Source organism: Nitrosomonas ureae (assembly GCF_900108305.1).
Lineage (GTDB): Bacteria > Pseudomonadota > Gammaproteobacteria > Burkholderiales > Nitrosomonadaceae > Nitrosomonas > Nitrosomonas ureae_B.
The window spans coordinates 100,287-126,775 of record NZ_FNUX01000001.1; the positions used below are offsets into that span (position 1 = coordinate 100,287).

General features: G+C 46.7%; 28 protein-coding genes and 1 tRNA gene. 18 read left to right on the forward strand and 11 right to left on the reverse strand.

Translation table 11 applies throughout. The features are described 5' to 3' along the window. Window positions 1–98 precede the first annotated feature (98 nt). Complete coding sequence (locus C4S39_RS00460; protein ID WP_103965095.1) at window positions 99–593, forward strand: DUF2165 family protein; 495 nt, start codon at window positions 99–101, stop codon at window positions 591–593. 96 nt (window positions 594–689) lie between these two features. Here the strand turns inward: C4S39_RS00460 and C4S39_RS00465 are convergent, their stop codons facing one another. From C4S39_RS00465 to C4S39_RS00480, 4 genes are all read right to left on the reverse strand, one after another. Continuing rightward, complete coding sequence (locus C4S39_RS00465) at window positions 690–1,097, reverse strand: GlcG/HbpS family heme-binding protein (protein ID WP_103965096.1); 408 nt, start codon at window positions 1,095–1,097, stop codon at window positions 690–692. A 26-nt stretch (window positions 1,098–1,123) separates the two neighbouring features. After that, window positions 1,124–2,026, reverse strand: a complete 903-nt coding sequence (gene epsC, locus C4S39_RS00470) for a serine O-acetyltransferase EpsC (protein ID WP_181023720.1) — start codon at window positions 2,024–2,026, stop codon at window positions 1,124–1,126. Window positions 2,027–2,063: 37 nt separating this feature from the next. Continuing rightward, window positions 2,064–3,050: a cysteine synthase A gene (gene cysK, locus C4S39_RS00475; protein WP_103965098.1), complete on the reverse strand. Its 987-nt coding sequence runs from the start codon at window positions 3,048–3,050 to the stop codon at window positions 2,064–2,066. Window positions 3,051–3,349: 299 nt separating this feature from the next. Beyond that, window positions 3,350–3,425, reverse strand: a tRNA-Met gene (locus C4S39_RS00480). 66 nt (window positions 3,426–3,491) lie between these two features. On the opposite strand from C4S39_RS00480, the gene C4S39_RS15420 reads away from it, so the two are divergent. The 3 genes from C4S39_RS15420 to C4S39_RS00490 are packed head-to-tail and all read left to right on the forward strand — an operon-like array spanning window position 3,492 to window position 5,600. Beyond that, on the forward strand, window positions 3,492–3,638 hold the full coding sequence (locus C4S39_RS15420; RefSeq protein ID WP_219817895.1) for a hypothetical protein: 147 nt from the start codon (window positions 3,492–3,494) through the stop codon (window positions 3,636–3,638). 45 nt (window positions 3,639–3,683) lie between these two features. Next, window positions 3,684–4,853 (forward strand): UbiH/UbiF family hydroxylase, encoded by a 1,170-nt coding sequence (locus C4S39_RS00485; RefSeq protein WP_103965099.1) that lies wholly within the window; start codon window positions 3,684–3,686, stop codon window positions 4,851–4,853. A 24-nt stretch (window positions 4,854–4,877) separates the two neighbouring features. After that, window positions 4,878–5,600, forward strand: coding sequence for a DsbC family protein (locus C4S39_RS00490; RefSeq protein ID WP_103965100.1), 723 nt, complete (start codon window positions 4,878–4,880; stop codon window positions 5,598–5,600). Between the two features lie 46 nt (window positions 5,601–5,646). On the opposite strand, the gene mltA is transcribed toward C4S39_RS00490, so the two are convergent. Together mltA and C4S39_RS00500 are read right to left on the reverse strand one after the other, a co-directional pair. After that, window positions 5,647–6,846 (reverse strand): murein transglycosylase A, encoded by a 1,200-nt coding sequence (gene mltA / locus C4S39_RS00495; RefSeq protein ID WP_103965101.1) that lies wholly within the window; start codon window positions 6,844–6,846, stop codon window positions 5,647–5,649. Window positions 6,847–7,067: 221 nt separating this feature from the next. Next, the gene (locus C4S39_RS00500) at window positions 7,068–7,814 is read right to left on the reverse strand and encodes a Nif3-like dinuclear metal center hexameric protein (RefSeq protein WP_103965102.1); all 747 of its coding nucleotides are present in this window, start codon (window positions 7,812–7,814) and stop codon (window positions 7,068–7,070) included. A 78-nt stretch (window positions 7,815–7,892) separates the two neighbouring features. Between C4S39_RS00500 and C4S39_RS00505 the strand changes: the two genes are divergently transcribed. From C4S39_RS00505 to queC, 13 genes are all read left to right on the forward strand, one after another. Then, window positions 7,893–9,032, forward strand: a complete 1,140-nt coding sequence (locus tag C4S39_RS00505) for a Do family serine endopeptidase (RefSeq protein ID WP_103965103.1) — start codon at window positions 7,893–7,895, stop codon at window positions 9,030–9,032. Window positions 9,033–9,064: 32 nt separating this feature from the next. Further along, window positions 9,065–10,717 carry a hypothetical protein gene (locus tag C4S39_RS00510; protein ID WP_103965104.1) on the forward strand — a complete coding sequence of 551 codons (1,653 nt, stop codon included), beginning with the start codon at window positions 9,065–9,067 and terminating at the stop codon, window positions 10,715–10,717. 193 nt (window positions 10,718–10,910) lie between these two features. Then, window positions 10,911–11,198 (forward strand): ComEA family DNA-binding protein, encoded by a 288-nt coding sequence (locus C4S39_RS00515; RefSeq protein WP_103965105.1) that lies wholly within the window; start codon window positions 10,911–10,913, stop codon window positions 11,196–11,198. A 127-nt stretch (window positions 11,199–11,325) separates the two neighbouring features. Further along, window positions 11,326–12,228: a cysteine synthase CysM gene (cysM, locus tag C4S39_RS00520; RefSeq protein WP_103965276.1), complete on the forward strand. Its 903-nt coding sequence runs from the start codon at window positions 11,326–11,328 to the stop codon at window positions 12,226–12,228. A gap of 22 nt (window positions 12,229–12,250) precedes the next feature. Beyond that, complete coding sequence (ybgC, locus tag C4S39_RS00525; protein ID WP_103965106.1) at window positions 12,251–12,664, forward strand: tol-pal system-associated acyl-CoA thioesterase; 414 nt, start codon at window positions 12,251–12,253, stop codon at window positions 12,662–12,664. Continuing rightward, window positions 12,661–13,341: a protein TolQ gene (gene tolQ / locus C4S39_RS00530; RefSeq protein WP_062557952.1), complete on the forward strand. Its 681-nt coding sequence runs from the start codon at window positions 12,661–12,663 to the stop codon at window positions 13,339–13,341. The genes ybgC and tolQ overlap by 4 nt, the downstream gene beginning before the upstream one ends. A 19-nt stretch (window positions 13,342–13,360) precedes the next feature. Continuing rightward, window positions 13,361–13,774 (forward strand): protein TolR, encoded by a 414-nt coding sequence (gene tolR, locus C4S39_RS00535; protein WP_103965107.1) that lies wholly within the window; start codon window positions 13,361–13,363, stop codon window positions 13,772–13,774. Window positions 13,775–13,784: 10 nt separating this feature from the next. Continuing rightward, window positions 13,785–14,729, forward strand: coding sequence for a cell envelope integrity protein TolA (tolA, locus tag C4S39_RS00540; RefSeq protein ID WP_103965108.1), 945 nt, complete (start codon window positions 13,785–13,787; stop codon window positions 14,727–14,729). A 46-nt stretch (window positions 14,730–14,775) separates the two neighbouring features. Continuing rightward, window positions 14,776–16,074 carry a Tol-Pal system beta propeller repeat protein TolB gene (tolB, locus tag C4S39_RS00545; RefSeq protein WP_103965277.1) on the forward strand — a complete coding sequence of 433 codons (1,299 nt, stop codon included), beginning with the start codon at window positions 14,776–14,778 and terminating at the stop codon, window positions 16,072–16,074. 33 nt (window positions 16,075–16,107) lie between these two features. Continuing rightward, window positions 16,108–16,632: a peptidoglycan-associated lipoprotein Pal gene (gene pal / locus C4S39_RS00550; RefSeq protein ID WP_103965109.1), complete on the forward strand. Its 525-nt coding sequence runs from the start codon at window positions 16,108–16,110 to the stop codon at window positions 16,630–16,632. Between the two features lie 2 nt (window positions 16,633–16,634). Next, window positions 16,635–17,534: a tol-pal system protein YbgF gene (gene ybgF, locus C4S39_RS00555; protein WP_103965110.1), complete on the forward strand. Its 900-nt coding sequence runs from the start codon at window positions 16,635–16,637 to the stop codon at window positions 17,532–17,534. Between the two features lie 94 nt (window positions 17,535–17,628). Next, window positions 17,629–18,285, forward strand: a complete 657-nt coding sequence (gene queE, locus C4S39_RS00560) for a 7-carboxy-7-deazaguanine synthase QueE (RefSeq protein WP_181023721.1) — start codon at window positions 17,629–17,631, stop codon at window positions 18,283–18,285. A gap of 19 nt (window positions 18,286–18,304) precedes the next feature. Further along, a complete protein-coding gene (queC, locus tag C4S39_RS00565) occupies window positions 18,305–18,982 on the forward strand; it encodes a 7-cyano-7-deazaguanine synthase QueC (protein WP_103965112.1) in 678 nt (225 codons plus the stop codon). A gap of 2 nt (window positions 18,983–18,984) precedes the next feature. Here the strand turns inward: queC and C4S39_RS00570 are convergent, their stop codons facing one another. The 5 genes from C4S39_RS00570 to C4S39_RS00590 all read right to left on the reverse strand — a co-directional run bounded on the left by C4S39_RS00570 (window position 18,985) and on the right by C4S39_RS00590 (window position 22,530). Then, window positions 18,985–19,329, reverse strand: coding sequence for a Spy/CpxP family protein refolding chaperone (locus C4S39_RS00570; RefSeq protein ID WP_103965113.1), 345 nt, complete (start codon window positions 19,327–19,329; stop codon window positions 18,985–18,987). Window positions 19,330–19,459: 130 nt separating this feature from the next. After that, window positions 19,460–20,233, reverse strand: coding sequence for a complement resistance protein TraT (locus C4S39_RS00575; protein WP_103965114.1), 774 nt, complete (start codon window positions 20,231–20,233; stop codon window positions 19,460–19,462). A gap of 140 nt (window positions 20,234–20,373) precedes the next feature. Next, the gene (locus C4S39_RS00580) at window positions 20,374–20,739 is read right to left on the reverse strand and encodes a hypothetical protein (RefSeq protein ID WP_103965115.1); all 366 of its coding nucleotides are present in this window, start codon (window positions 20,737–20,739) and stop codon (window positions 20,374–20,376) included. A gap of 184 nt (window positions 20,740–20,923) precedes the next feature. Further along, a complete protein-coding gene (locus C4S39_RS00585; protein WP_103965116.1) occupies window positions 20,924–21,523 on the reverse strand; it encodes a histidine phosphatase family protein in 600 nt (199 codons plus the stop codon). 173 nt (window positions 21,524–21,696) lie between these two features. Then, window positions 21,697–22,530 (reverse strand): TRAP transporter TatT component family protein, encoded by an 834-nt coding sequence (locus C4S39_RS00590; protein ID WP_103965117.1) that lies wholly within the window; start codon window positions 22,528–22,530, stop codon window positions 21,697–21,699. A gap of 501 nt (window positions 22,531–23,031) precedes the next feature. Here C4S39_RS00590 and mfd point away from each other — a divergent pair. Beyond that, a complete protein-coding gene (gene mfd / locus C4S39_RS00595) occupies window positions 23,032–26,487 on the forward strand; it encodes a transcription-repair coupling factor (protein ID WP_103965118.1) in 3,456 nt (1,151 codons plus the stop codon). Window positions 26,488–26,489 lie beyond the last annotated feature (2 nt).

The following is a 26,489-nucleotide window of genomic DNA, read 5'->3' on the forward strand; positions in this document are numbered from 1 at the left end:
CATCATATCCTGGCTGACTGTCTGCAGTTTGAATAGCACCAGCCGGGATTAACAAATCCCCTCAAGTTCTCAAACTGCGCCATTGCTTTAAAATTACCATGTATACGCGATTATCAAAGAGTATGATGGTTCTGGCTTTCGCGTTGTATGCGTCGCTGGTTGCATTCAATAATCTCACCGATTACAACTCAAATTTCTTCATCGCCGCGCATGTCCTCTTGATGGATACGACTTTTCCTGACAACCAGGGCCTCTGGCGGGCAATTGAGTCTCCTTTTTTACATCATGCAGCTTATGCCATGATCATCGTTACTGAAATCCTGATTGCTGGGCTATGTTGGCTGGGTGGCTTGCGTTTATGCCAAAATATCAAGAACCCCTCATCTTTTAATCAAGCCAAAAGCCTGGCCATACTCGGACTCTCTCTCGGTTTCTTCCTATGGTTTGTTGGGTTTATGACGATTGGCGGAGAATGGTTTTTAATGTGGCAATCGGAAGTTGCCAATGGCCAGCAAGCTGCATTTCGTCTGGTTATGATTACCGCCGTTACTCTTATTTACCTGGTTCAGGTGGACGAAGACAAGCATAGTTAAAGACTACTGCAAAGCTGCATGTGCTCTGTGGAAATGATACAACTTTATATCTGTCTCAACACGAGCAAGATCTTTTGCAAATTTCCGGCAAGAAAATCAAGATAACAATGCATCGATACCAGCCTGAGCGATTTGCGCATCCTGGAAAGATCTTACGCCGCTGACTCCGATTGCACCCACGAATTGATTATTAACAATAATGGGCAATCCACCTTCAATCGGCAAGGTACCAGGCAAATTCAGATAGCGTAATTGCCCTTCCGCAATATTGTCTTCCCATACCTTGGTTGGGCGGCGAAAAGCTATCGCAGCACGCGCTTTCTCAATTGCCACACCGATGCTGCCATATTGCGTATGATCCAAACGTTGCAAGTAAAGCAAATGGCCACCATCATCAGCAATTGCAATGACAACTGGCCATTTATTGCGTATTGCTTCGGATTCTGCACCTGCCGCCATTTTCTTGGCGTCGTCCAACGTAAGGATTACTTTGTCAGCAGTCATATGATTCCTAAAGATTCCATCATTGATTAAATCCCGGCGCCCCCCTCAAATACCTCCTGGCGCATTTGCGCCTGCGAGATATTACTACCCGGTGGCACGCTTCGCGTCAGCCATACATTGCCGCCAATCGTCGAACCTCGCCCTATGGTTATTCGTCCCAAAATTGTAGCGCCGGCATAAATCACCACGTCATCTTCCACAATAGGGTGACGCAAATTGCCTTTCACCAGGGTTCCATTCTCATCTACCGGGAAACGCTTGGCACCCAGCGTAACCGCTTGATACAGACGAACATTCTGTCCAATAATGGCAGTCTCCCCAATCACCACACCAGTACCATGATCGATAAAGAAACTACCGCCAATCTGTGCACCTGGATGAATTTCAATACCGGTGACAGAGTGCGCAATTTCTGAAATCATGCGCGCAATCAGGGGTACCCCCAAACCATGCAAAACATGCGCCAACCGATAATGCGTAATTGCCATGATGCCAGGATAGCAAACCAGCACTTCATCCACATTGCGTGCCGCAGGGTCACCCTCATACGCTGCTTTAATATCGGTTTCCAGCAAACTTCGAACCTCCGGCAAGCGTTTTGCAAACGCCTGTGTAATCGCCACCGATTGTGCACGATCCTGATCGCCAAGAACCTCCAAACCAGAGTTATAGTGCAATTCATGCTGAATCTGCACCATCAGCTCACGCAACGTCACATTCAGAATATGTCCAACATAATGATCGATGCCCTCATCAGCCAACTCAGATGAACCCAGGCGATTAGGGAATATAGCCGCACTCAGGCCCTCTGCAACACTCGCCAGAATCCTGCGTGACGGTAACCTGGGCGGACGATCATGCCGGTTACGGCTTTCCAATGAAGCCAGACGTAACGCGCGCAGCTCAGACACGATACTATCCACATTCAAATAGGTGCTGCGCAACAAAAGATCGCGCGTTCTCTTGCTAGTGTTCACTATGTGTCAGGCCCTGTTCGTCAAACATACGCTCAAACAAAACGCTGCTTAGGTAGCGCTCAGCGGAATCCGGCAAAATCACTACAATAGTTTTTCCCTTATTCTGAGGAAGCTTAGCATGACGCACTGCCGCCGCTACAGCCGCACCGCAGGAAATTCCGGCCAGAATACCCTCCTCGCGCGCCAGGCGCCGTGCATAAAGTATCGCCTCTTCATTGCTCACTTGCTCGATTTCGTCCACTAGTGAAAGATCCAAGTTATCAGGCACGAAACCAGCCCCAATACCTTGAATTTTATGAGGGCCGGGCGTCAATGAAAATCCAGCGCGCTTTTGCGACAATACCGGGCTCGCCGCAGGCTCAACCGCCACTGAAGTAATGGCTTTGCCCTTGGTTTGTTTGATATAACGAGAAACCCCGGTAATCGTGCCACCCGTGCCCACGCCTGCTACAAAAATATCGACGGCACCATCCGTATCGCTCCATATTTCCGGTCCGGTGGTTTTTTCATGAATTTCGGGATTGGCGGGATTCTTGAACTGTTGCAACAACACATAGCGATGCGGATCAGTGTCAATAATTTCTTCCGCCCTCGCCAAAGCTCCGTTCATACCACGCACACCTTCGGTTAATTCCAGCTTGGCACCCAATGCAACTAACAACTTACGCCGCTCCACACTCATCGTTTCCGGCATCGTCAAAGTCAACGGAATTCCTCGCGCAGCTGCCACGAATGCCAGCGCAATTCCAGTATTACCGCTCGTAGGCTCAACAATTTCCTTCCCCGGCCCCAGTAATCCTCTACGTTCAGCATCGTCAATCATTGCTACGCCAATGCGGCACTTAACCGAATATGCCGGATTACGCCCTTCAATTTTTCCCAACACTACAGCCGGCGCATTGTCAATCACCCGATTAAGCCGCACCAATGGCGTTTGCCCAATGGATAATGAATTGTCTTTAAACCAATTTGCCATAATTTCTCTTTATGCGCCAGATACGGATTTCAGGTCAGATTTATATTACTACCTCTTTAAACCAGATATCCAGCTAAAATATTGATGCACTACATTCATTTAAAGTCTCAAAGTACATAGCTAGAAAGTGGGCTATTGAGCATAATATTCATGCAATCTTGATATCGTAAGAAGCCGTACCGATTGGGCAAGAACAGAAGAAGAAGCGGCTTTGCAGATAGCAACGTACGAAAAGCTATCCTCTTCGTAACAGCTCTAAATAGATTAGTCACTAAAACCAATCCCTTTGCCCATAAGAATGGTGGCGAATCAGGGATTTGAACCCCGGACCAACGGATTATGATTCCGCTGCTCTAACCACTGAGCTAATTCGCCACGTGTTTAACACAAGGGCCGCATTTTGCCTTTCAGGGGGTGGCTTGTCAAGATCAAAAATGTGACATGACAAGGGTTTATGCGTGTTTTCAGGGCATTGTATTACGCTTGCCGATTCTTTCCAAGCGTATCAGTGGCTTAGATTTATCCACTAAAAATACACGATTTCCCGTTGATTTGGGCGGCAAAAAATTCACATCCAATGATGATTAACTTTGTGTTACCTGTCTATGCTAAAGCAGCTGTATAATCAATCTCATGAAATTCGATATTATAGTAATAGGTGGCGGACTTGTGGGCGCAAGCTTGGCAGCTGCGCTTAAAGATAGCGGGCTAAAAATAGCGTTGATAGAACCGCATGAATCCGCACCGGTACCGCAAGATAATAGTTGGGATAACCGAGTGTATGCAATTAGCCCGGGCAGCGCCGCTTTCCTGCAAAAACTGGACGCATGGCAATTGATGGAAACTGAACGGGTAGCACCCGTTTATGAGATGACGGTGTTTGGCGACGACAATACTGCGCATATCAACTTCAGTGCGTACGAGATTGGCTTACCCGAATTGGCGTTTATTGCTGAAAACCGCCAATTGCAATCCGCTGTCTGGCATACGCTTGAATCTTCAAAGGAAAATACACGAATATTCTGCCCGGCAAAATGTACCGCTATCACTTGGCACGATACGCATGTTGATGTGCAGTTGACAGACGGCACCGAACTTGAAGCTGCATTAATAATAGGCGCGGATGGGGTAAATTCCTGGGTACGTAAACAAGCTGAGATTGAGGTGTCGCAGCATGCCTACAATCAGGTTGGCGTAGTCGCCAATTTCAGTACGGAACTATCGCATCGTCAGATTGCCTATCAATGGTTCAGGCGGGATGGCGTACTGGCATTACTCCCGCTACCGGGAAAGCGTGTATCCATGGTCTGGTCTACTACTGAAGACCATGCGGATTTTTTGCGCAACTTGTCTGCGGAAAAACTTTGCCAGCAAGTGGAAGAAGCTTCTGCACATACTGTGGGTGCACTACAACTGATTTCACCGCCAGCAGGTTTTCCATTGAATTATGTGCATGTAAAAAAACTGGTTAAGGCCCGCCTGGCACTCGTCGGTGATGCTGCGCACGGCATTCATCCGTTGGCTGGCCAGGGGGTTAACCTTGGATTACGTGACGCGCGGGAACTTGCGGCAATATTGAACTCGCAAGGCAAACTGACAGATTGCGGTGATTATTTATTATTACGGCGTTACGAGCTGGCACGCAAGGAAGATATTCTGGTTCTGGAACAAGTAACAGACGGATTACAGAAATTATTCAACAATCCTAATCCGACATTAGCCCGCATACGCAATTTAGGGCTTGAAATAACCAATCATCTGCCATCGATTAAAAACCGATTGATACAGCACGCTTTGAATTAAATTTCTTTTTAAACTGGAGTTGTCATGGCTACACACTTAAAATTTTTCATTTTAATCTTATCATTAAGTTTTTCCCCCGGAATGCTTTGGGCCGATGAAGAAGCTGTTAAAAAAGCCGTCCAACCACATTTCGAAAGTCAAAAAATTGACAGTGTGAAGAAAACGCCTTTTTCAGATCTGTACGAAGTCGTGGTAGGCGATGAACTGTTTTATACTGATGATAAAGCAGATTTTTTCTTTTTTGGCCATGTCATCAATACCAAAAGCCGGGTTAGCATGACCAACGAACGCATTCAAGAAATCAAGGCCGCACGGCGCGTGCCATTCGACTCCCTGCCTCTGCAGCATGCTATCAAAGCGGTTAAAGGTGATGGCAAACGCAAAATTGCGGTGTATACAGACCCCAATTGCCCTTACTGCAAACAATTGGAAAAGGAATTGATCAACATCACGAATGTTACCGTTTATAACCTGCTCTACCCGGTGTTGAATGGCTCGATGGAATTATCAAAAAAAATCTGGTGCTCTGAAAATCAAATCAAGGCCTGGGAGGATTTTATGCTGAAAGGCACCGCGCCAGCAGAAAAAGACTGCGAAGCCCCCTTGGAAACTTTGGTAGAGTCAGGTCGTGAAAATAAAGTCTCAGGTACACCAACGCTAATTTTTTCTGACGGCTCAGTTGTTGGGGGAATGATCCCTGCCGCAGCCATAGAGGAAAAGCTGGAAAACGCAAGCAAAGACAAATAAAACCCAAGAAACTTAAAAAGCTTGCTATGGCTTATCAGCAAGCTTTTTATTGTTGGGTAAGCGCAACGGGCTGATATTCCTTCGGCATCAATACCCACATTTTTCCCGCCTGCTTCATTTTACCTGCCTGATTCCCGGCTTCATGGCCAAATCCCCAAAAGAAATCCGCGCGTACCCCGCCTTTAATCGCACCACCCACATCTTGCGCTACCATGAGCCGATTCAGAGGCTTATTCGTATTGGGCCAGGTCGTTGTCAGAAATACCGGCACCCCCTGCGGAATTGACAATGGATCAATGGCGATACTTCTACCGGCAGTCAATGGCACACCCAAAGCACCGATGGGACCTGATAGATCGGATGGTAATTCGCGAAAAAACACGTAACGTGCATTTTGCTGCAACAACTCCGCCAGCTTACTGGAGTTTTGTCGTCCCCATTGCTTGATGCCCTGCATGGATGCTTGTTCGAGGAGCAACTCACCACGTTGCACCAGAAGCTTGCCAATCGAGTTATATGGAAACCCATTCTGATCTGCAAAACCTATTTTCATCATTTCGCCATTGTCAAACACAATGCGTCCGGAACCCTGCACATGGAGAAAAAATAACTCAACTTCGTCTTCTACCCATAAGAGTTCATATCCCTTCAATAATCCCGGATCATTCATAATCTCTGACCGGCTATAGTAAGGTACCACTTTGCGCCCGTTCAGACGTCCACGCAAGCGTAAATCTTTAAGTTCCGGGTAGGCTTCGCCTAATTCGATGGTTAACAACTCATCAGGAGCAGCATAAACCGGAAAACGATATCGTTCCGAAAATGTCCGGCTTCCTTTTAGTAAGGGCTCATAGTAGCCGGTAATCAATCCTTCCTCGGTATTATCGACATTAACAACTTGGTACGGAATGAAATAAGTTTCAAAGAAATTTCTTATCTTGGTGCTGCTGGGGTGCTGCAATGATGCGGCGATTTTGCAATTTTCCTGCCAAACGGGTTGCTTGCTTAAAACTCTGCAGCTTTGCAGAAAAGCCTGCCATGCAGGCAGTAAATCATCGTTGTTCCAGCCAGTCAATGCAGACCATTGATCACGTTTATGGATAGACTTTGCTAGCGGCTTATCGGACAAAGGCGGTGCAGCTTCATCAGACTGCACCGGTGGCGGCGTTGGACTGATACTTCCAGTGGTGCATGCAGCAAGCCATAGAAAAGAAATAATAACGACAAAACTTAATTGGTTTTTCATCTGATTTTGGTTAAAGTAACAGTTCAATTCAATTATGAGACAGCAAGCAATTTAAATTATGTGGTTACTAATCGTCGAAGCGGCAGTGGCATTGGGTTTATTTCTATTCATTATCTGGTGGACTATGTTTTCAGGCAAAAAAAAGCAAGGTGACAAAAACAAAGAGGAATAAAACCGGTATTAGAATTATACCGATATTTCTTCGATGTCAACTTTACCCATTACACAGGATTTTCAATATCAATAAATTGATGTTGTATTCCAAATTCCTGTTCAATGTAATTTCCCAGCGCTTGCACACCATAGCGTTCCGTTGCATGATGTCCCGCGGCAATAAATGCGACACCTGATTCACGCGCGGTATGTACATTGTGTTCTGAAATTTCACCCGTCAAATAAGCATCAACTCCTTGCAGAATAGCTGCGTCAAAATAATTTTGCGCGGAGCCGGTACACCAGGCGATCCGTTGTATGATTTTATCAGGGTCACCAATTATCATCGGCTTACGCAACAGGGTTTGCGCTATTCGATCACCCAACGCGGCCAAGCTCATGGTTTCTTTCAGCTCTCCCTGCATCATGATATCCTGCCCGCCAAAACGGCCATACTCAACAAACCCCAATTTTTGCCCCAATTGCGCATTATTGCCGAAATCCGGGTGCGCATCTAACGGTAAGTGATAGGCAAACATATTGATCTGATGATTCATTAACAAAGCGATACGACGATTTTTTATTCCAGTGATGCGCATATCTTCACCACGCCAGAAATAGCCATGGTGAACCAAAACTGCATCCGCTTTTGCTGCCAGCGCCGCCTGCAGCAGATCGAGCGAAGCCGTTACACCGCTGACAACGATATGAATATCGCTGCGCCCTTCCACTTGCAACCCATTTGGGCAATAATCCTGAAAGCGGGGTATATCCAGTAATTGATTCAGATGATTTTCCAGCTCATCTCGATCCATTGATTTCCTCCTTGGTTTCTTATACTGCATCGCAATATATTAATATTACGATTATTTATTGTGGGGGAACACATTTTGATGTACAGACTCTGGTTAATTTTTGCACAAACTGCAACAGTATTGCTGGCTATTTTTTTTGTCGTATCAACATTGCGACCGGATTTGCTCTCCTGGAAACCACGAGGAGAAATTGTAACCGTAAGGGAAGTTGCGCCTGCGGTTACATCAGAAAGACCGGATAGCTATGCCAAAGCCGCTGAAATTGCCATGCCGTCTGTTGTTAATATTTTCACCAGCAAGGAAGTCAAAGAACCTGCTCATCCTTTGCTGAATGATCCTACGTTTCGCAGGTTCTTTGGTGACCAGTCAGAATCCAAACCAAAGCGGACTTCAAGTCTGGGATCCGGGGTCATTGTCAGCTCTAATGGCTATATACTGACCAATCACCACGTCGTTGAAACCGCTGACGAAGTTGAAGTTGCGCTGATTGATGGCAGAAAAACCAAAGCCCGTCTGATTGGCTCCGACCCTGAAACGGACCTGGCAGTACTCAAAATAAATTTGAAAGACTTGCCAGCCATAACGTTTGGCCAATCACAGCAGGTTAGAGTAGGCGATGTCGTGCTTGCTGTGGGCAATCCCTTTGCGGTTGGTCAAAGTGTTACTATGGGAATTGTTGGCGCACTGAGCAGGAGCCGGGTAGGAATTAATACCTTTGAAGATTTCATTCAAACCGATGCAGCGATCAATCCGGGCAACTCTGGTGGAGCATTGACTGATACCTCAGGCAATCTAATTGGAATCAACACTGCAATCTATTCCAGCAGCGGCGGCTCACTCGGCATCGGCTTTGCAATTCCAATTCATACTGCCAAACAAATTATGGAACAGATCGTTCAGTCTGGCGGTGTAATCCGTGGCTGGCTGGGAGTCAGCATGCAAGATATGACGGAAGCGCTGGCAGAGTCATTCAATCTGGATCATCCATCGGGGGCCTTGATAGCCAGTATTCTTAAAGACGGTCCGGCCGATAAAGCGGGAATAAAACCAGGCGATATACTGATTGCAATCGAGAGCAAACCACTTAAAAATTCATCGGAAATGCTCAATTACGTAGCTGCATTGCCGCCGGGTAAAGTGGTAACTGTTACAGTCATTCGCAATAAGCAAGAAAAATCTTTTCCGGTACAAGTAGGTGTCAGACCAAAACAAAACTGACTGCATTTAAAAATGAAAATGATATCAAATTTATGAAAAATCCATTACCGGCAAACCGCTTTCTATCTGTAATCGCACAATGGTTTAGCGTCAATATTCTTGCCTTGGGCCGTGAAATGCGGTTGTCTTATTTACCACCCTTGATGGTATACGTCGCTGCCGGTATATCAGGTCTGACAAGTATCGTTGGTACGTTTTATGTCAAAGAAAAACTTGGGCTTTCCGCCGAATTTCTAGCCATGCTGGGATTCTGGATGATGTTGCCATGGGCGCTTAAAATGCCGATGGGACATCTGGTTGATTTGATCTGGAACTGGAAGGGCTTGCTGGTATATCTGGGCGCCAGTTTGATCATGCTAAGCCTGTTAATCATGATTGGATTGCTCGGCCATACTGAAGCCATGACCGCTATGGCTTCAGTTGAAGCTTGGTATGTAGCCTCGGCGTTACTGGCTCCGATCGGCTATGTTTTACAGGATGTGGTGGCCGATGCCATGACCGTTGAAGCAGTACCGCGCGTAGACGAAAATGGTAATAAGCTGGGTTTAGAAAAACGCAAACTGATGCATGTCACGATGCAAACCCTGGGACGTGTCGCCATTATCGGCGGCGGTGTGCTGGTATCCGTAGTCAATGTTTTTGTACTCCGCGATGCCGGGTCATTACCGGAAGTGGAAAAAGAAGCGGTGTATTTATTGGTGTATGAACTTGCTTTGATTATTCCGTTAATTTCAATCTTTGGCGTTGTCTTTGCATCCTGGTTACGTCGTCGCGAATACAAGCATTTTCTCGCACTGGGACATAGCCGTCAGGAAGCTGATAGGCTACTCAACATACATTCAGAATCGCCCGCAATAAACTGGTGGATTCTAGGCGGCGGATTAGCCTTCACAATCATATCCCTGAGTGTCGGCCTGAGCCGCATGCCCGGCAGCGAAGAGATCATTTTTGTCATTTCCATGATCATTGTCATATTTCTGATGTGGCGATTAACCGGCGAGCTTGAGCCCGAGGCTCGCAACGTATTAGTAGGCACGGCCGTACTGATATTCATATTTCGCGCCATTCCGGGACCCGGCGCCGGTTCTACCTGGTGGATGATTGACGAATTGGGTTTTGATCAGCAGTTTCTTGCCGTTTTATCATTAGTCGGCGCTACATTAACGCTATTCGGCATGTTCATTTTCCGCCGCTTTATGGCCGAGCGCTCGATCGCTTATATCATCGGCTTTCTCACGATCGTAGGAACATTTCTTTCATTACCGATCATTGGCATGTATTTTGAACTGCATCATTGGACAGCAGCAATGACCGGCGGAGTGGTCGATGCCCGTTTCATTGCACTGATTGATACCGCGCTGGAATCGCCGCTCGGTCAGATTGCCATGATCCCAATGTTAGCCTGGATCGCCAACTCCGCACCGGAAAAACTTAAGGCCACTTTCTTTGCTGTGATGGCATCATTCACCAATCTGGCACTTTCGGCTTCGCAACTCGGAACAAAATATCTCAATCAGATTTACGAAGTAAAACGCGAAGTAAAAGATGTCGTTTCCGGTCAAGTGACTATTCCGGCAGATTATAGTGAATTGGGACATTTACTGATTACCGTCACGGTCATCGGTTTTGTTTTGCCGCTGGTCACGATTTTGATTGTCAAACATTCGCGTTTTCGCAATGCTTGATTTTATTATCAACAATCCAATAATATTTTGATTTATATAAACTAATTTACTTCTAAATTAATTTCTGCAAATTCCGATATCACTTTGACCTGCATGCATGGCGGTTTATGTATTCAGGTATTTTTTAATCCATAAAAACTGAAGCACTGCTTTTGTTGCATGCATCAGTATTTGTTTTGTAAAGGAGATATTCATGCAGAAATGGTTTTTACTGATAGCTCTGGTATTCTTATTTAATGGCACCGCATTCGCAGCAGTCAATATCAATACGGCGTCGCAAGCTGAGCTCGAATCTTTACAAGGGATTGGTCCTGCTAAAGCAAAAGCGATTATCGAACATCGCGAAAAAAGCGGCACCTTTGCTTCCGTTGATGATTTAGCGAAAGTAAGCGGTATTGGTCAAGGAACTATCAAACAACTTCGCGATGCAATTACCGTCGAAGGTGAAAAAGCCACAGAAGCTCCGGTCAAACAGGAGTAGTATTTGCAGTGGATTAATTAACCCTCTCTGAATTATCTTCAGGGAGGGTTTTTATTTGCATGATTACTTTCTTTCAATGCTGGCAGCTTATGCGATAATTGAACTTATCTATGGTAAAGTTTGCATCATGCACAAAACGATTGAAAATTTTGTTGGTAATACACCCTTAGTAAGACTCAAGTATTTACCCGGATCAACTTCCAACACGATTCTTGTCAAGCTCGAAGGTAATAATCCTGCGGGATCAGTGAAAGATCGCCCGGCACTATCGATGATTTCACATGCGCAACAACGCGGAGAAATTAAGCCAGGCGATACGCTGATCGAAGCCACCAGTGGCAATACCGGGATTGCTTTGGCCATGGCTTCCGCCATGATGGGGTATCGCATGATACTGATCATGCCGGAGAATTTGAGCATTGAACGACGGCAATCCATGAGCGCCTACGGCGCGGAAATTATTCTGACGTCGAAATCCGGTGGCATGGAACAAGCACGGGATCTGGCAGAAAAAATGCGTAACGAAGGTCAAGGTATCATTCTGGATCAATTTGCAAATCCGGATAATCCACGAGCGCATTATGAAGGTACGGCACCGGAAATATGGCGCGACACGCAAGGAAAAATCACCCATTTTGTCAGCAGCATGGGAACCACAGGTACGATTATGGGTTGTTCAAAATTCTTTAAGGAGCAACAAACTCCCATTAAAATAATCGGCGTACAGCCGGAAGAGGGAGCGCAAATACCCGGCATCCGCAAATGGTCTCCAGCGTATTTACCAAAAATTTTCGATGCGAAACAAGTTGATGAAATGATCTACGTTTCTCAGTATGAAGCCGAAGATATGACACGCCGGTTAGCGCGTGAAGAAGGAATTTTTGCAGGCATTTCATCGGGCGGCGCTTTAGCGGCGGCACTTAAAGTATCCGTCCGGGTTGAAAACGCAATCATAGCTTTTATCGCGTGTGACCGGGGCGATCGCTATTTATCGACAGGCGTTTTTCCTGCTAATGTACGATCAGAATGAAGCCTAGCGTCACTCGCTTACCATGCTGACACACCACCACTTCTCATTACCGCTCCGGGTCTATTATCAGGATACGGATGCAGGTGGTGTGGTCTATCATTCAATCTACTTGAATTTCATGGAACGAGCACGCTATGAATGGCTTAGAGAACTTGGATTTAATGCCAACACATTGATTGCAGAATCTAAAGTATTGTTCATGATACGTTCAATTGACATCGAATATTTAAAGCCAGCGGTATTGGATGATTTACTGAATATAACGGTGTCAGTTCTGGAAGTTGGCAGAAGTCGCATCACGCTATTTCAAGAAGTTTTATGCAATCGTATCAAGTTAGCAAATGCCACAATTCATGTGGTATGTGTCGATGCGGAAAAACTCAGACCTGTGAGTATTCCTGCATCTCTTCGTGAAAAAATTGGGAAGCCCGCATGAGCACAACAGTAACACAAGATATGTCATTTCTTTATCTGATCAGCAGCGCCAGTGTATTGGTACAACTGGTAATGCTGATTCTGGTATTGATTTCATTTTTTTCCTGGTGGTTTATTTTTCGTAAATTATTTGTTATCCGCAATGAGAAAAGGAAAACTGATGATTTCGAGGATATTTTCTGGCGCGGAGTAGATTTGAATGCGCTGCATCAGCGAATAACGAGCGCACGCTATGACTCCGGGAGTCTGGAACGAATTTTTGCTGCCGGTTTTGGTGAATTTAACAAGCACCCTGCCGGATCTGATCTTGACGCGGTAATGGAAAGCACTCGCAGAGCCATGCGCGCTACTTATCAGCGGGAAATGGATTATCTGGAATCACATTTGTCATTCCTGGCTACCGTTGGCTCAGTCAGTCCATACATCGGCTTGTTAGGCACTGTGTGGGGTATTATGAATTCCTTCCGCAGCCTCTCCAGCGTTACCCAAGCAACCATTGCGCATGTCGCTCCTGGAATCGCAGAAGCCTTAATTGCAACAGCAATGGGATTATTTGCGGCCATTCCAGCAGTGGTCGCCTATAACCGCTATGCCAGCAGCACCGATCAACTGGCAACCCGTTTTGAGAGTTTCATGGAAGAATTGTCCAATGTATTGCAACGGCGGGCAGCCGGATAAACTGATATAAGAGGATTCTATGGCGCGGCGTGCAAAACATCGGCTAATGAATGAAATCAATGTGGTACCCTACATTGATGTAATGCTGGTATTGCTGATTATTTTTATGGTCACAGCACCCATGATCAATCATGGGCAGATTGAATTACCTCAGATCGGCAAATCGCTGGCAACACCGGCCTTACCCTTGGAAGTGATCATACAGGCGGATGGTCGCCTTGCTTTGCGCGATCGTGCCGTATCATCGGCAGAGCAGAGTGTTGATCAGAATCAATTGATTGAAGCTATCAAACAAAAGCAGGCGCAAAATGCGGCACAGCCCGTAGTGATTGCCGCTGACAAAAACGTCCGCTATGAAGAAGTCATCAAGGTAATGGATGTGCTGCAGCAGAATCAGGTGCAGAAAGTGGGTTTACTGGCACAACAAAAATGAACTATTTGTAATGAGTGTAAGTGCCTTACGCAATTCATCCTATTCTGAACCGAGAATACTATTGGCTGGCGCACTGGCTGTGCTGGTACATCTTGTATTTATCGCAGTATTGATTTTTGGCTTAAATTGGAAGGATCAGCAACCCGAAGGCATGATGGTCGAAATCTGGACGGAGTTGCCCACGCCCATTCAGGAGTCAGTGAAAACTCAATCACCACCCAAACAAATCAAACCAGCGCCTGAACCCGTTAAACCAAAGCCCGAGCCAGAGCGACCAAAACCTGAGCCCGTAAAACCCGAACCTGCAAAACCAGCGCCACAGCAAGCAGCGGTAACGCCGCCTGTCAAAAAACCTGATATCACGATACAACAGAAGCCAGATCCCATTAAAGAAATCAAACCGGATCTGGAACGGCAAAAAAAACAGGAACAGGAAAGATTAAAAGAACTGGAGAAACAAAAAGAGCTTGAAAAAAAGAAAGAATTAGAAAAACAAAAGGAATTGGAAAAGCAAAAAGAATTAGCCAGGCAGAAGGAATTAGAGAAACAAAAAGAACTACAAAAACAAAAAGAGTTGGCCGCGCAACAACAGCGAGAACAAGCAGCAAAAGCGCAACGGGAAGCTGAAGCGCAACGCGCTGCGCAACAAGCAGCAGCAAGGAATCAGATAACCAATGAAATTTCGAAATATAAGGCCCTGATCCAGGCCAAGATCAGGAGCAGAATCGTAATGCCGCCTGATTTACCGGGCAATCCTATCGCTGAATTCAGTATTACACTGCTCCCCGGCGGTGACATTCTCGAAGTTAGATTGAGCAGGAGTAGCGGACATGCTGTTTTTGACAATGCCGTGGAACGCGCGATCCATTTGTCAAAACCACTGCCCTTACCTCCGGATCCCGCGCTGTTTAATGAATTTCGCAATCTTAATATTACAGTGCATTATCGTGAATGATTGCTATAATCAGCAAAAATTAACGCTTCTTGAAAATTTAATGCTTATGTCAATTTACTGTTCTAAATCAATGCGTGGTTTACTGTTTCTGCTTCTATGGCTGATCAATTCATCACTCCATGCACAACTGAATATCGAAATTTTTGGCGGTGGCGCATCCCGTATTCCGATTACCATCGTTCCTTTTGCCGAGGAAAATAGACTTCAGCAAAATATCACCCCGGTTATCAGTGCCGATTTGCAACGTACTGGATTGTTCAGATTGATAGATCCCGCCGGTTCGTCGCCACATTCGCCTGCGGAGGTGGCTTACGCGGATTGGGCCAATCGTGGCGTCAATGCGCTGGTTATTGGCCGCGTTACGCATTTATCCGGCGATCATGTGGAAATTCAGTTTCGTGTTATGGATATTGCCAAGAAATCGCAATTAACCGGTTTGGCTATTACCGTTCCAACCACACAATTACGCGCTGCAGCACATCGCATTGCGGATGTTATCTACGAAGCACTGACCGGTGATGTGGGCGTATTTAGCACCCGTATCGCCTATGTATTAAAACGAGGTAATAAATACGCACTCCAGGTTGCCGATGCCGATGGTTATAATGCGCAATCCATCATTGAATATACGGAACCCATAATATCTCCCGCATGGTCTCCGGACGGAAATCAATTGGCTTATGTGTCTTTTGAGAACAAAAAACCGGTGGTATACGTGCAGACACTATCAACCCGGGAACGCAGAGCGGTTGCCAACTTTAAAGGCAGCAATAGCGCACCGGCCTGGTCTCCGGATGGAAAAAAGCTGGCGGTTGTGCTGACTGGTCAGGGCGGATCGCAAATATTTCTGGTCAATACCGATGGTAGCGGTTTACAAAGATTGAGCAGAAGCTCCGGTATCGATACAGAACCTAGCTTCTCTCCGGATGGACGATATATCATATTTACTTCCGATCGTGGCGGTAGCCCGCAAATTTACCGCATGCCGGTAACTGCTGCAGAATCAGGCAATGCCGAACGCCTTACTTTTGAGGGTGGTTATAATGTCAGTCCCGATTATAGTCATGACAGCAAAAGCTTTACTTTTATTCATCGCAACAACAATCAGTTTAATGTAGCGGTTCAAGAAATCGGCTCACGCCAAATAGAGATTCTAACCAACTCCAAATTTGACGAATCACCCAGCTTCGCACCTAACGGCAAAATGATCTTGTATGCAACTGAAATAAATGGGCATGGTATATTATCCGCTGTTTCCAGAGATGGGCAGACACGGCAGCAACTGTCAGTACAAACAGGCGATATTCGGGAACCGGCCTGGGGTCCTTTACCAAAATGGAAGTAATGTCTTAGTTTTTTAATTTTAAAGGAGTAACAAATGAGAAAGTTATTATGCATTGCATTGATCGTTCTGTTATCCGCGTGCGCCAGTCAAACGACACAGCCTGATATTGATGATCTCTCATCCGGCGCAGGTAACGAAAGTGGCCTAAGCGGAAGTGATTTGATGGGATCCGATTCAGGAAGACCCAGTTATTTCAGCCAATTGAATGATCCCAACAGCATTTTATCTCAACGTAGCATTTTTTATGACTTTGATAGTTACACAGTCAAAAGCGAATATAGGGAATTGGTGCTGTCTCACGCCAGATTCCTGCGCGACAACCCCGCTGCCAGCGTTATCCTGCAAGGAAATACGGACGATCGTGGCAGCCGTGAATACAATCTGGCCCTAGGTCAACGCCGCGCAGACAGCGTTAAGAACATGATGATTTTGTCAGGCGCACAAGACGTACAGATTGAGTCGGTTAGCTTGGGAGAAGAAAAACCACGCGCGATGGGATATGATGAATCAACCTGGAGTCAGAATCGCCGTACCGATATTCTTTATCGGGGCGAATAATCATGCTGATACGCGCTTTCTTTCTATTGTTGCTGCTGAATTGCAATGTCAGCTACGCATCATTGTTTGGTGATAGTGAAGCACGTGAACAAATCGATGCGTTGCGCAAACAGTTTAAGGAAATGGAAGCGCGTATTGCCAAGATGGATCAAGCGCTGAATAGCGAAGCGTTATTGCAACTTTATACTCAGGTTGAAACGCTTGGGCTTGAACTGAGCAAGCTGAACGGACAAATAGAAATGCTCAGCAACGATAACGCGTTGTTACAAAAGCGGCAACGGGATTTTTATATCGATCTTGATAATCGACTACGCCAGATCGAGCAACCGGGTAGCCCGGCGCCTTCGCCTCATTCCACCCCACAGAGCTCTCCTCGCAGCATGACAGCACCATCACCCGACGAGCATGCCGCCGCGTCACCGATCAGTAATGATATAACACCTGAATCTTCGTCAGTTGAGAGTGTCGACTCCTCTAGGGCCATGGATTCCGGGCCTTTGTCAGCGAATGAATTAGCGCCACCCGGTCCGGCGGAAAATGCGGCTTATAAGGAGGCGTATGATTCGTTCAAGAATGGCGAATATGCCAACACTATTGAGCAGTTCGACAGCTTCCTGGAAAATTATCCGCAATCCAGCCTGGCACCCGGCGCGGCTTACTGGATTGGCAATGCGCGTTACGCATTGCGTGATTATCAATTAGCAATCGATGCGCAAAAAAGGCTGATCGGCAAATACCCTGATAGCAATAAAGTACCTGATGCCCTACTCAATATTGCTACCAGTCAGTTCGAAATGGGTGACCGCAATGCGGGCAAGAAAACCTTGGAGAATTTGCTGCTAAGCCATCCGCAAAGTGAAGCCGCAGGAAAGGCCAAGCAACGCCTGACTAACATCAGGTAAATCCAGAACTTAAACATCTATTCCTCAATTGCTGTTTGCTGCATTCGCTGCAAAGTAGTAGAGTCCGTTTTTTTCCTTCAGGTAATTAGTAATGATGCAAGCGTTAGAAACAACAACCTTGCGTGTCAATGAAATTTTCTTCTCGTTACAAGGTGAAACAAGTCGTGTTGGATTACCGACTGTTTTCGTACGCCTGACGGGTTGCCCCTTGCGTTGCGGATATTGCGACACTGCTTACGCATTCACTGGCGGCGAAAATATTTCGATTGCAGAAATCTTGAACCGGGTCGCGCATTATAAAACAAACTACATCACCGTTACCGGTGGAGAACCACTCGCTCAGAAAGCTTGCTTAGTTTTGCTCACCGCACTTTGTGATGCAAAGTATTCGGTGTCACTCGAAACCAGCGGCGCATTGGATTTATCGCAAGTCGATCCACGTGTCTGCAAAGTAATGGACATTAAAACGCCAGGTTCCGGGGAAGTCACGAAGAATAACTGGGAGAATCTTATCTGTCTGACACCAAAAGATGAAATCAAGTTTGTACTGTGTGATGAAGCGGACTATCAATGGGCCGGTGAAATTATCCAGCGGAAGCAGCTTTCCCGGTTATGCCCAATCTTGTTTTCACCGGTTTATGATAGCCTGAATCCTGCGACATTGGCCTCTTGGATATTGCGCGATGAATTACCTGTAAGAATGCAGCTTCAAATGCATAAACTACTTTGGGGCGAGGGACCGGGACGATAAAACCAATGCGAACTATAAAATGAAAAAAGCAATTGTATTGCTCTCCGGTGGATTGGATTCCGCAACCACATTGGCCATTGCACGCAGCCAAGGTTTTAGGTGCTATGCGTTGAGTATCGATTATGGTCAACGACACTTCGCAGAGTTAAATGCCGCGCAAAAGATAGCGCAATCATTAGACTCCCATATGCACAAGATAATCAAGATTGACCTGGCCACATTCGGTGGATCTGCATTAACGGATCAATCCATTAAAGTACCTACATCGGGAGAAAATCCTGGCATTCCGGTCACCTATGTTCCAGCCAGAAACACCATCATGTTGTCGCTGGCATTGGCTTGGGCGGAAACATTGGATTGCCAGGATATTTTTACTGGTGTCAACGCGGTTGATTATTCCGGCTATCCGGATTGCCGCGCGGAATATATTCAGGCTTTTGGAATAATGGCCAATCTGGCAACTAAAGCAAGTGTTGAAGGTAAGCAGCTAACCATTCATACGCCGCTCATGCTTTTATCAAAACAAGAGATTATTCACGCTGGAATTGCTTTAGGTGTTGACTACAGCTTAACCGTTTCTTGCTATCAGGCAGACGCAGCAGGACGGGCTTGTGGTGTTTGTGATTCCTGCCGTATTCGCAAAGCGGGATTCGAAGCGGCGAATATACTCGATCCGACCGCTTACAAAGCTAACTGATACTATTTTTTCTGAGTATTATTCTTACTATCTGCCTGCCGCATTTTATTTTCAAGTTTCTCCATTTGCTCGGGGGTTAACACCGCTTGCAAGTTTGATCGAGTTTCTTCTTGAATTAATTGTAATTTCTTTCTTTCCTCACTGAAAACAGCCTCAACTTTCTTTTGCTCCGTATTAAGAATGGCTTCAACCTTACTACGTTGAGTTTCATTAAGTCCCAGTTCTTTAGTCATCCGATCGATGGCATTCTGATTGTCAGCTGGAGAATTTTTATTTTGAGCATGTATGATGGAAGCAGTAAACAATAAAACCATCATCGATACTACGAGAAGTATTTTTATTTTCATCACAGTCCCCTTAAGTTTCTAAGAATATTGCGTTTTGTAGATTTAGAACTTTGCAGAACAAGCAATCATGCTATTTCTTCCCCCAGTATCATCCAGTTTCTGGGGGAAGCCGGCAATTCTGCTACTGTATTTAGAACAACCCTGAAATGGAGCGAGCCAAACCATTGGTCAATTCAACCGCAGCTTCTTCGTACTGCAAATTTGCTTTGTTCGCCGTGCTGACTACACGAGTACGATATTTATTCATTTCACTGACTTTTGTCGAAGATTGCCTTCTCGCACCACCCACACCCTGCTTCGCATCTTGTTGCCTGTCTTCACGAACAATGACACCTTCCTCAGCTCGCTCTGCTATTTCAACATCTGTAATGGCCATATAAGTAACATCTTTTACCGTAGCATCTGCGATCGTGCTGGCGAGACCAAAAGCAGCTGCACCAGCCAATCCTCCTATGCCTGCTCCACTCCAGCCATCAATGGCAGCGCCCGTAGCCGTTCCCACGGCGGCACCCAGCGCTGCGCTCCCCATACCTCCATAACCAGCTCTCAAAGCAGCTTCAGCAGCAGTAGGGCTGGCTTTGTCAACGCTTAGGATATTAACCTGCAACCAGTAATGCGCTTCTCTGGGATTATTAGTAATGAGGTAACCTCTGCCTTCCAACGCCCTGGCAACCGTAGCCGTAATATCAAAATTGATTTTGTCGGAGGTATTGCGAATATTCAGGTAAACCGTTCTCTGACTCGGTTCAATAGGATCAAGGAAAATGGTATCACTCATCTTGGTTTGAACATCCAGATCCTTCTTGGCGATGGATGTATGAACTGCCGCACATCCACTTAGAATTAAAGAAAAAATCATGATTCCTATGAATATCCATGTACTCTTGCTGCCATACCCTCCCATTTCATCTCCCCTTCTCTAATAATTAAATGAAAAACCCTTATAAGTAATCACAGCAGATTATCCATCAACTCAATGTCTCCCATAAATTGAATTAATGGATAATTATATGGCTTATCCTCGAAGCAGCACTGTCACGGGCATCACCAGCCGGAATAAAAAGGCAGATAACTGTTCACTCCATATAAACCACCATAATATGGACGCGCATAGCCTCCAAAATAACTACCGTAGCCAAAGTTACCTAAACCCATAGCGCCACCACCACACCCTAGACCAACGCAGCCTGGTGCAAATCTTTGTGTCCTTGTTGGCATGCTTCTCTGTGTCGCTTCTTTGAGTGCAGATGTTAAAGCGGCATCGTTTGGAACGCTAAAGCGTTTATTAATGGTTTCTGCATTAAACTGTCTTTGAATTTCACTGAGATCCTGCCTGGCCGAAACTGCGCTGCTCACGAATGCCATTAACAGGGCGGTATAAAAAATCATACTGAATTGTATTGTACGCATTGCACACCTCCTGGTTCTCGATGAGTCAAATAATATTATCTATCAAATTATAGTGCTCACCGTAAATTTTTAAAAAATTACAATCTGTAACAATTTATTTCCAATAAAACACCCCCGCAAGGCGGTGAGGAATCAAACCCGGTAGAGCTGAATCAGAGAAATTCGCATACATTCTCCCTGCTGCCTAAGCAGACAATTTCCCGTTCAACAATTCCAGCACTGCGCCTGATCCTGTGTGACGAATACGCGTAACTCCGCCATTGCTGATTTTTATGCGATATAAACCGGTTGCAGGCGCCTGGATTGTTTTTGCAATCAATGCGCGCATCACACCCGCATGCGCAACGATCAGAATATGGTGACCGGAATAGCGTTCGATAGCTGCTTCATAGGCTGAATTAACCCGTTGAACAAAATCATCGAGAGGTTCAGCGCCTTTCGGTCGAGCATTTACAGGGTTGTTCAAGAAAGCCTGATATTCGGATGCCCGCCCAATTTTAACTTCATCATGGCTCAATCCTTCCCATTCACCAAATCCCACCTCCTTAAAGCGCGACTCAACGAAGACATCAATGCCATAACGCTCCCCTAAAGCACAAGCAAATGCCTGACAACGTTGTAGCGGAGAAGTAATAATATGCTGCCACTGATTGTACTCACCCACCGCGTGCCACATTTGCGACCATCCTTTCTCACTCAGAAGATCATCCACGCCATGCCCGCGATAGCGGCTCCCGCCGATAGGTTCACCGTGACGGATCAAATCAATTAGAGTTTCAGTCATAAAGAATTGTTGGCAGGAAAAATAGATTGCGGTAGTTTAACCATTTTATTCTGTATGAAAAGCAAGATTGGGCAATAGACTCTATTGCTTTTAATTTACTGAAAATGTTAATACTCACAGCCCTATCTATAATTTCTCGTCGATCCGTAATTTTCTTTTTTTCAATGTGGTATCTAATAGCCTCCCACCTTAATATTCGATCCACCGGTTTTCTTAACCACTTCCAACGCGATATTGACATATTCGGTAAATTCCAGCGCATCTTCTTCCGCAACCGGAGTTGTCAGAACAAAATCTGCATGTTTGCGCGCTTCATTCCTTCTACCGATGTCATACAATAATTCAGCATAAAAGGCCCGCGTAATGATGTCCTGCGGAAATAGCTCATGAGCTCGTTTGAGATGTGCGAGCGCTTTTTGGTTACTGCCAAAGCTGATCGGAAACCTTGGCAGTTTATGGTAAATACGGCCCAATGCACGATGAGCGCCGGCATTCTCATATCTTTCATCAAGTTCGACTACCTTCAAAAGCAAATCCTGCATCGGCTGAAGCATTCTCAGTGCATTCAGCATGCCGCTATCTTCAGCGATTTTTCCCATCGCAGCAGCCTTCCAGAACAGCCCGCGCACATCATTGTCATTCAGCATCAGCGCCTGATCAGCCATTGCAATACTGTGCTCAAACAACTGTATTCGGTGATACTTGTCGAGCTCGAGCTGAGCGCGCATAAATTTCAATCGGGCAAGCTCCGCCAGCGCAGCCGATTCCTGGGAATTTCTCGCCAAATCATGGAACCAGTCTATGGTTTCCAGCAACAGCGGCGTATCAATGGCATACTTCCATGCCGCCAGTTCAATTTTCTGCTGATTCTCCGGAGTTAATACGGTGGGTGCAATACGGTATGCCAGAACCGACGATGTCAAACAAATAAGTGCGGCCACTCCGCATGTAAAAAGGATAAATCGTTTTTCCAGTTGCCTTAAGTTTGATTTTATGAAAACACGCATGTTAAATCCTTTTTATAAGCTGTTTCTTTGATCAGTTTGATAAAATAAATCGTTATTCAGGATGCGCACCAGATATAAGCATAGCTCTATTTGGAATAAATTCAAATCGTAAATAATAAGGGAATGTACGCCTTTTTAAACAATCCGCAGCAACTGAAATAAAAATGAAAATGAATTATAACTACCATTCCATTCTGGAAATCGTAGCCAGCTACTAAGACAGCTAATCAATGCCATGATTCCAATAGTCTGTATCAAACTTAATCATTTCACCCACCCGATGAGTTTGTCACGAAACAAATGGTAATATTTCTGAATCCCTCATTTCATTGCACCAAGTTGCAATGAAATGACATTTTTTGTCGATTGGTTCCGTCTTGCAACGGATAAACTTACACTCCATTTCGCTCTACCACGCTTTCTAGGATAATATACAAATTTTGATCACGATCCATCTTTCCGGTCTTCATTTTCCAGCGCTGCAAGGCGGGCATGTAAATAATGCAACACCCACACTCCTTACCTAAACCCGGCATCATATCCCGTTATGCTGCTCTGAATGGTTCCAGCGATGCATTATTCCTGGCGCAAGTGGCGCAACAGGCTAAGCCAGTCACGATCATTACCGCTCATGCACTGGATGCGCAAAGATTATTGGAAGAAATTCCATTTTTTGCTCCTGAGTTAAGAACGCACTTACTACCCGATTGGGAAACGCTGCCTTACGATGTTTTCTCACCCCATCACGATCTCGTCTCAGAACGGCTGGCAACGCTGTATCAAGTGATGAACGGCGCATGCGATGTATTGATTGCGCCGCTGACCACGGTACTCTATCGCATGCTGCCACGCGAATATCTGGCTGCGCATACTTTTTTCCTCAAGCAAGGCGAAACACTGGATGTATCGGGATTACGCGGTCAATTGACATTGGCGGGTTACTCGCACGTTACACAGGTCTTCTCACCCGGCGAATACAGCGTGCGCGGCGGTTTGATCGATTTGTTCCCGATGGGCAGCCCACTGCCCTACCGTATCGATTTAATGGATAAAGAAATCGACACCATCCGCACATTCGATGTTGATACGCAGCGCAGCATTTATCCAGTCAAGGAAATACGCCTGCTACCGGCACGCGAATTTCCGCTGGACGAAGCCGGACGCACCTGCTTCCGGGGTAATTTCCGCGATAAATTCGAGGGTGATCCGTCAAAAAAACAGATTTACAAGGACATCAGCAAAGGCCTGACACCCGCAGGCATCGAGTATTATTTACCTTTATTTTTCGATCGGACAGCTACGCTATTTGATTATTTGCCCGAAAATACCCTGCTTTGCCTGCATCACGATGTACGTCCGGTGATCGAAGAATTCTGGCGCGATACGCAATCCCGTTTTCAATTACTGCGTGGCGACCTGGATCGGCCGTTGCTACCGCCGCTGGAATTATTTCTATCCGGCGATAGCTTCTTCGGCACGTTAAAACCTTATGCGCGCATTGAAATTTTGTCCGCTGCGCAAGACTCGAAACTGACCGCCCCCAAGAACACTCTCCCGCTGCCTTCGGTTCAAGTCAATCGGCACGCCGAGAATCCGTTGGAAAAACTGGCTATATTTCTTGCTCATTTTTCCCAATCCGGTGGGCGCGTTCTGCTGCTTGCGGAAAGCATGGGACGGCGCGAGCTCATTACCGAGTATCTGCACCAATACGGTCTGCATCCGCACAATTGTGAAGATTATGCCCAGTTTCTGAACAGCTCGCAGTCTTTTATGATCAGTGTATCGCCGCTACACGGCGGTTTTATATACGACTCCGCACAATTGGCTTTCATCACCGAAAGCGAGCTGTACGCAACGCATGTTCACGGACGGGGCGAACGCGAATCGCGCAAGACCACATCCACCGACAATATCCTGCGCGATTTATCGGAAATCAAGCCGGGCGATCCAGTCGTCCATGAGCAGCATGGAATTGGCCGTTATCTCGGCTTGATCAGCATGGATGTCGGCGAAGGCGAGCCTGGCGAACTCAGTGAATTTTTGTCGCTGGAATACGAAGGCGGCGACAAACTTTATGTACCGGTCTCACAACTGTATCTGATCGGGCGCTACAGTGGTGCTGCCCCCGAATCCGCGCCGCTGCATAAATTGGGCAGCGGCCAATGGGACAAAGCCAAGCGCAAGGCGATGCAACAGGTGCGCGATACCGCAGCGGAATTATTGAACTTATACGCGCAACGTGCCGCGCGCGAAGGTCATACCTTCACACTCAAGCAACACGACTACGACGCTTTCGCGGAAGGATTCGGTTTTGAGGAAACAGCGGATCAAGCGGCCGCGATTAAAGCAGTGATCGAAGATTTAACATCGGGAAAGCCGATGGACCGGCTGATCTGCGGCGATGTGGGTTTCGGCAAAACCGAGGTAGCGTTGCGTGCTGCGTTCATTGCCGTCGCCGATGGCAAACAAGTAGCGGTTCTGGTTCCCACCACGCTACTTGCGGAACAGCATTTCCAGAATTTCTCCGACCGCTTCGGTCTGATCGCCGATCAATGGCCGGTCAAAATTGCTGAGTTGTCGCGCTTCCGCTCCGCCAAGGAACAAACTCAAGCGATCTCCGGGCTGGCCAAGGGTGAAATCGACATCATCATCGGCACGCATAAATTGATTCAGAAAGATGTACATTTCAAGAATCTGGGCTTGGTCATTATCGATGAGGAACACCGTTTTGGCGTGCGGCAAAAGGAACAACTGAAAAAACTGCGCGCCGAAGTCGACGTATTGACGCTGACCGCGACACCGATCCCGCGCACGTTGGCGATGTCGCTGGAAGGGTTGCGCGATTTCTCCATCATCGCCACTGCGCCGCAGCGCCGCTTGGCCATCCGCACCTTTGTCAGCGGATTCTCAATGGGCATCATTCGCGAAGCCTGTTTGCGCGAACTCAAACGGGGCGGACAAATTTATTTCCTGCACAACGAAGTCAGCACGATTCAATTGATGCTGGAGAAACTGACTGGCCTGCTGCCCGAAGCACGCATCAACATCGCCCACGGACAAATGCCGGAACGCGAACTGGAACACGTCATGCGCGATTTCTACCAGCAGCGCTTCAACATCCTGCTGTGCACCACGATTATTGAAACCGGTATCGACATCCCGAGCGCCAACACCATCCTCATCAACAACGCACATAAATTCGGCCTGGCGCAATTGCATCAACTGCGCGGCCGAGTCGGGCGCTCGCACCATCAAGCCTATGCTTACTTGCTGACGCCCCCGGAAGAAGCGCTCGGCGCACAAGCCAAGAAACGCCTGGAAGCGATACAAGCGATGGAAGAACTCGGCTCCGGGTTTTATCTCGCCATGCACGACCTGGAAATCCGCGGCGCCGGTGCAGTCTTGAGCGAATCGCAAAGCGGAGAAATGCAGGAAATCGGCTTCAGCCTGTACAGCTCGATGCTGGATTCCGCCATCCAATCCTTAAAACAAGGCAAAGAGCCCGATATGCAGCACCCATTGGGCGTCGCCACCGAAATCAACCTGCACGTACCCGCACTGCTGCCGGACGACTACTGCCACGACATCCATGAACGGCTGGTATTGTACAAACGCATGGCCAACTGCACCGACAACGAGCAACTCGACGACATGCAACGCGAACTGATCGACCGCTTCGGCCTGCTGCCCAATCCGGCCCGCGCCCTGCTCGACTGCCACCGCCTGCGCATCATCGCCAAACCGCTCGGCATCACACGCATCGACGCCAGCGCAGAAAGCATCCAGGTGCAATTCATCCCCAACCCGCCGATCGACCCGGTAAAAATTATCCAACTGATACAGAGCAGCCGAGAATATTCACTCTCCGGCCCTGATCGCTTGAAAATTCAGGTGCAGATTGAGGATGTGAATAAGCGGGTGATGCGGGTTAGGGAGTTAATGCAGAAGTTGGGGTGAAT

Excerpts from the sequence above, each read along its gene's own strand:
- C4S39_RS15420 (WP_219817895.1), top strand. The coding sequence starts at position 3,492 with ATGACAAGGGTTTATGCGTGTTTTCAGGGCATTGTATTACGCTTGCCG.
- tolQ (WP_062557952.1), top strand. The coding sequence starts at position 12,661 with ATGAGCACAACAGTAACACAAGATATGTCATTTCTTTATCTGATCAGC.
- mltA (WP_103965101.1), bottom strand. The coding sequence starts at position 6,846 with ATGAAAAACCAATTAAGTTTTGTCGTTATTATTTCTTTTCTATGGCTT.
- cysM (WP_103965276.1), top strand. The coding sequence starts at position 11,326 with ATGCACAAAACGATTGAAAATTTTGTTGGTAATACACCCTTAGTAAGA.
- C4S39_RS00515 (WP_103965105.1), top strand. The coding sequence starts at position 10,911 with ATGCAGAAATGGTTTTTACTGATAGCTCTGGTATTCTTATTTAATGGC.
- tolA (WP_103965108.1), top strand. The coding sequence starts at position 13,785 with ATGAGTGTAAGTGCCTTACGCAATTCATCCTATTCTGAACCGAGAATA.
- C4S39_RS00590 (WP_103965117.1), bottom strand. The coding sequence starts at position 22,530 with ATGCGTGTTTTCATAAAATCAAACTTAAGGCAACTGGAAAAACGATTT.
- cysK (WP_103965098.1), bottom strand. The coding sequence starts at position 3,050 with ATGGCAAATTGGTTTAAAGACAATTCATTATCCATTGGGCAAACGCCA.
- ybgF (WP_103965110.1), top strand. The coding sequence starts at position 16,635 with ATGCTGATACGCGCTTTCTTTCTATTGTTGCTGCTGAATTGCAATGTC.
- C4S39_RS00575 (WP_103965114.1), bottom strand. The coding sequence starts at position 20,233 with ATGGGAGGGTATGGCAGCAAGAGTACATGGATATTCATAGGAATCATG.
- tolR (WP_103965107.1), top strand. The coding sequence starts at position 13,361 with ATGGCGCGGCGTGCAAAACATCGGCTAATGAATGAAATCAATGTGGTA.
- pal (WP_103965109.1), top strand. The coding sequence starts at position 16,108 with ATGAGAAAGTTATTATGCATTGCATTGATCGTTCTGTTATCCGCGTGC.
- C4S39_RS00465 (WP_103965096.1), bottom strand. The coding sequence starts at position 1,097 with ATGACTGCTGACAAAGTAATCCTTACGTTGGACGACGCCAAGAAAATG.
- C4S39_RS00485 (WP_103965099.1), top strand. The coding sequence starts at position 3,684 with ATGAAATTCGATATTATAGTAATAGGTGGCGGACTTGTGGGCGCAAGC.
- queE (WP_181023721.1), top strand. The coding sequence starts at position 17,629 with ATGCAAGCGTTAGAAACAACAACCTTGCGTGTCAATGAAATTTTCTTC.
- C4S39_RS00500 (WP_103965102.1), bottom strand. The coding sequence starts at position 7,814 with ATGGATCGAGATGAGCTGGAAAATCATCTGAATCAATTACTGGATATA.
- tolB (WP_103965277.1), top strand. The coding sequence starts at position 14,776 with ATGTCAATTTACTGTTCTAAATCAATGCGTGGTTTACTGTTTCTGCTT.
- C4S39_RS00510 (WP_103965104.1), top strand. The coding sequence starts at position 9,065 with ATGAAAAATCCATTACCGGCAAACCGCTTTCTATCTGTAATCGCACAA.
- mfd (WP_103965118.1), top strand. The coding sequence starts at position 23,032 with ATGCAACACCCACACTCCTTACCTAAACCCGGCATCATATCCCGTTAT.
- C4S39_RS00570 (WP_103965113.1), bottom strand. The coding sequence starts at position 19,329 with ATGAAAATAAAAATACTTCTCGTAGTATCGATGATGGTTTTATTGTTT.
- queC (WP_103965112.1), top strand. The coding sequence starts at position 18,305 with ATGAAAAAAGCAATTGTATTGCTCTCCGGTGGATTGGATTCCGCAACC.
- C4S39_RS00490 (WP_103965100.1), top strand. The coding sequence starts at position 4,878 with ATGGCTACACACTTAAAATTTTTCATTTTAATCTTATCATTAAGTTTT.
- C4S39_RS00505 (WP_103965103.1), top strand. The coding sequence starts at position 7,893 with ATGTACAGACTCTGGTTAATTTTTGCACAAACTGCAACAGTATTGCTG.
- C4S39_RS00460 (WP_103965095.1), top strand. The coding sequence starts at position 99 with ATGTATACGCGATTATCAAAGAGTATGATGGTTCTGGCTTTCGCGTTG.
- ybgC (WP_103965106.1), top strand. The coding sequence starts at position 12,251 with ATGCTGACACACCACCACTTCTCATTACCGCTCCGGGTCTATTATCAG.
- C4S39_RS00580 (WP_103965115.1), bottom strand. The coding sequence starts at position 20,739 with ATGCGTACAATACAATTCAGTATGATTTTTTATACCGCCCTGTTAATG.
- C4S39_RS00585 (WP_103965116.1), bottom strand. The coding sequence starts at position 21,523 with ATGACTGAAACTCTAATTGATTTGATCCGTCACGGTGAACCTATCGGC.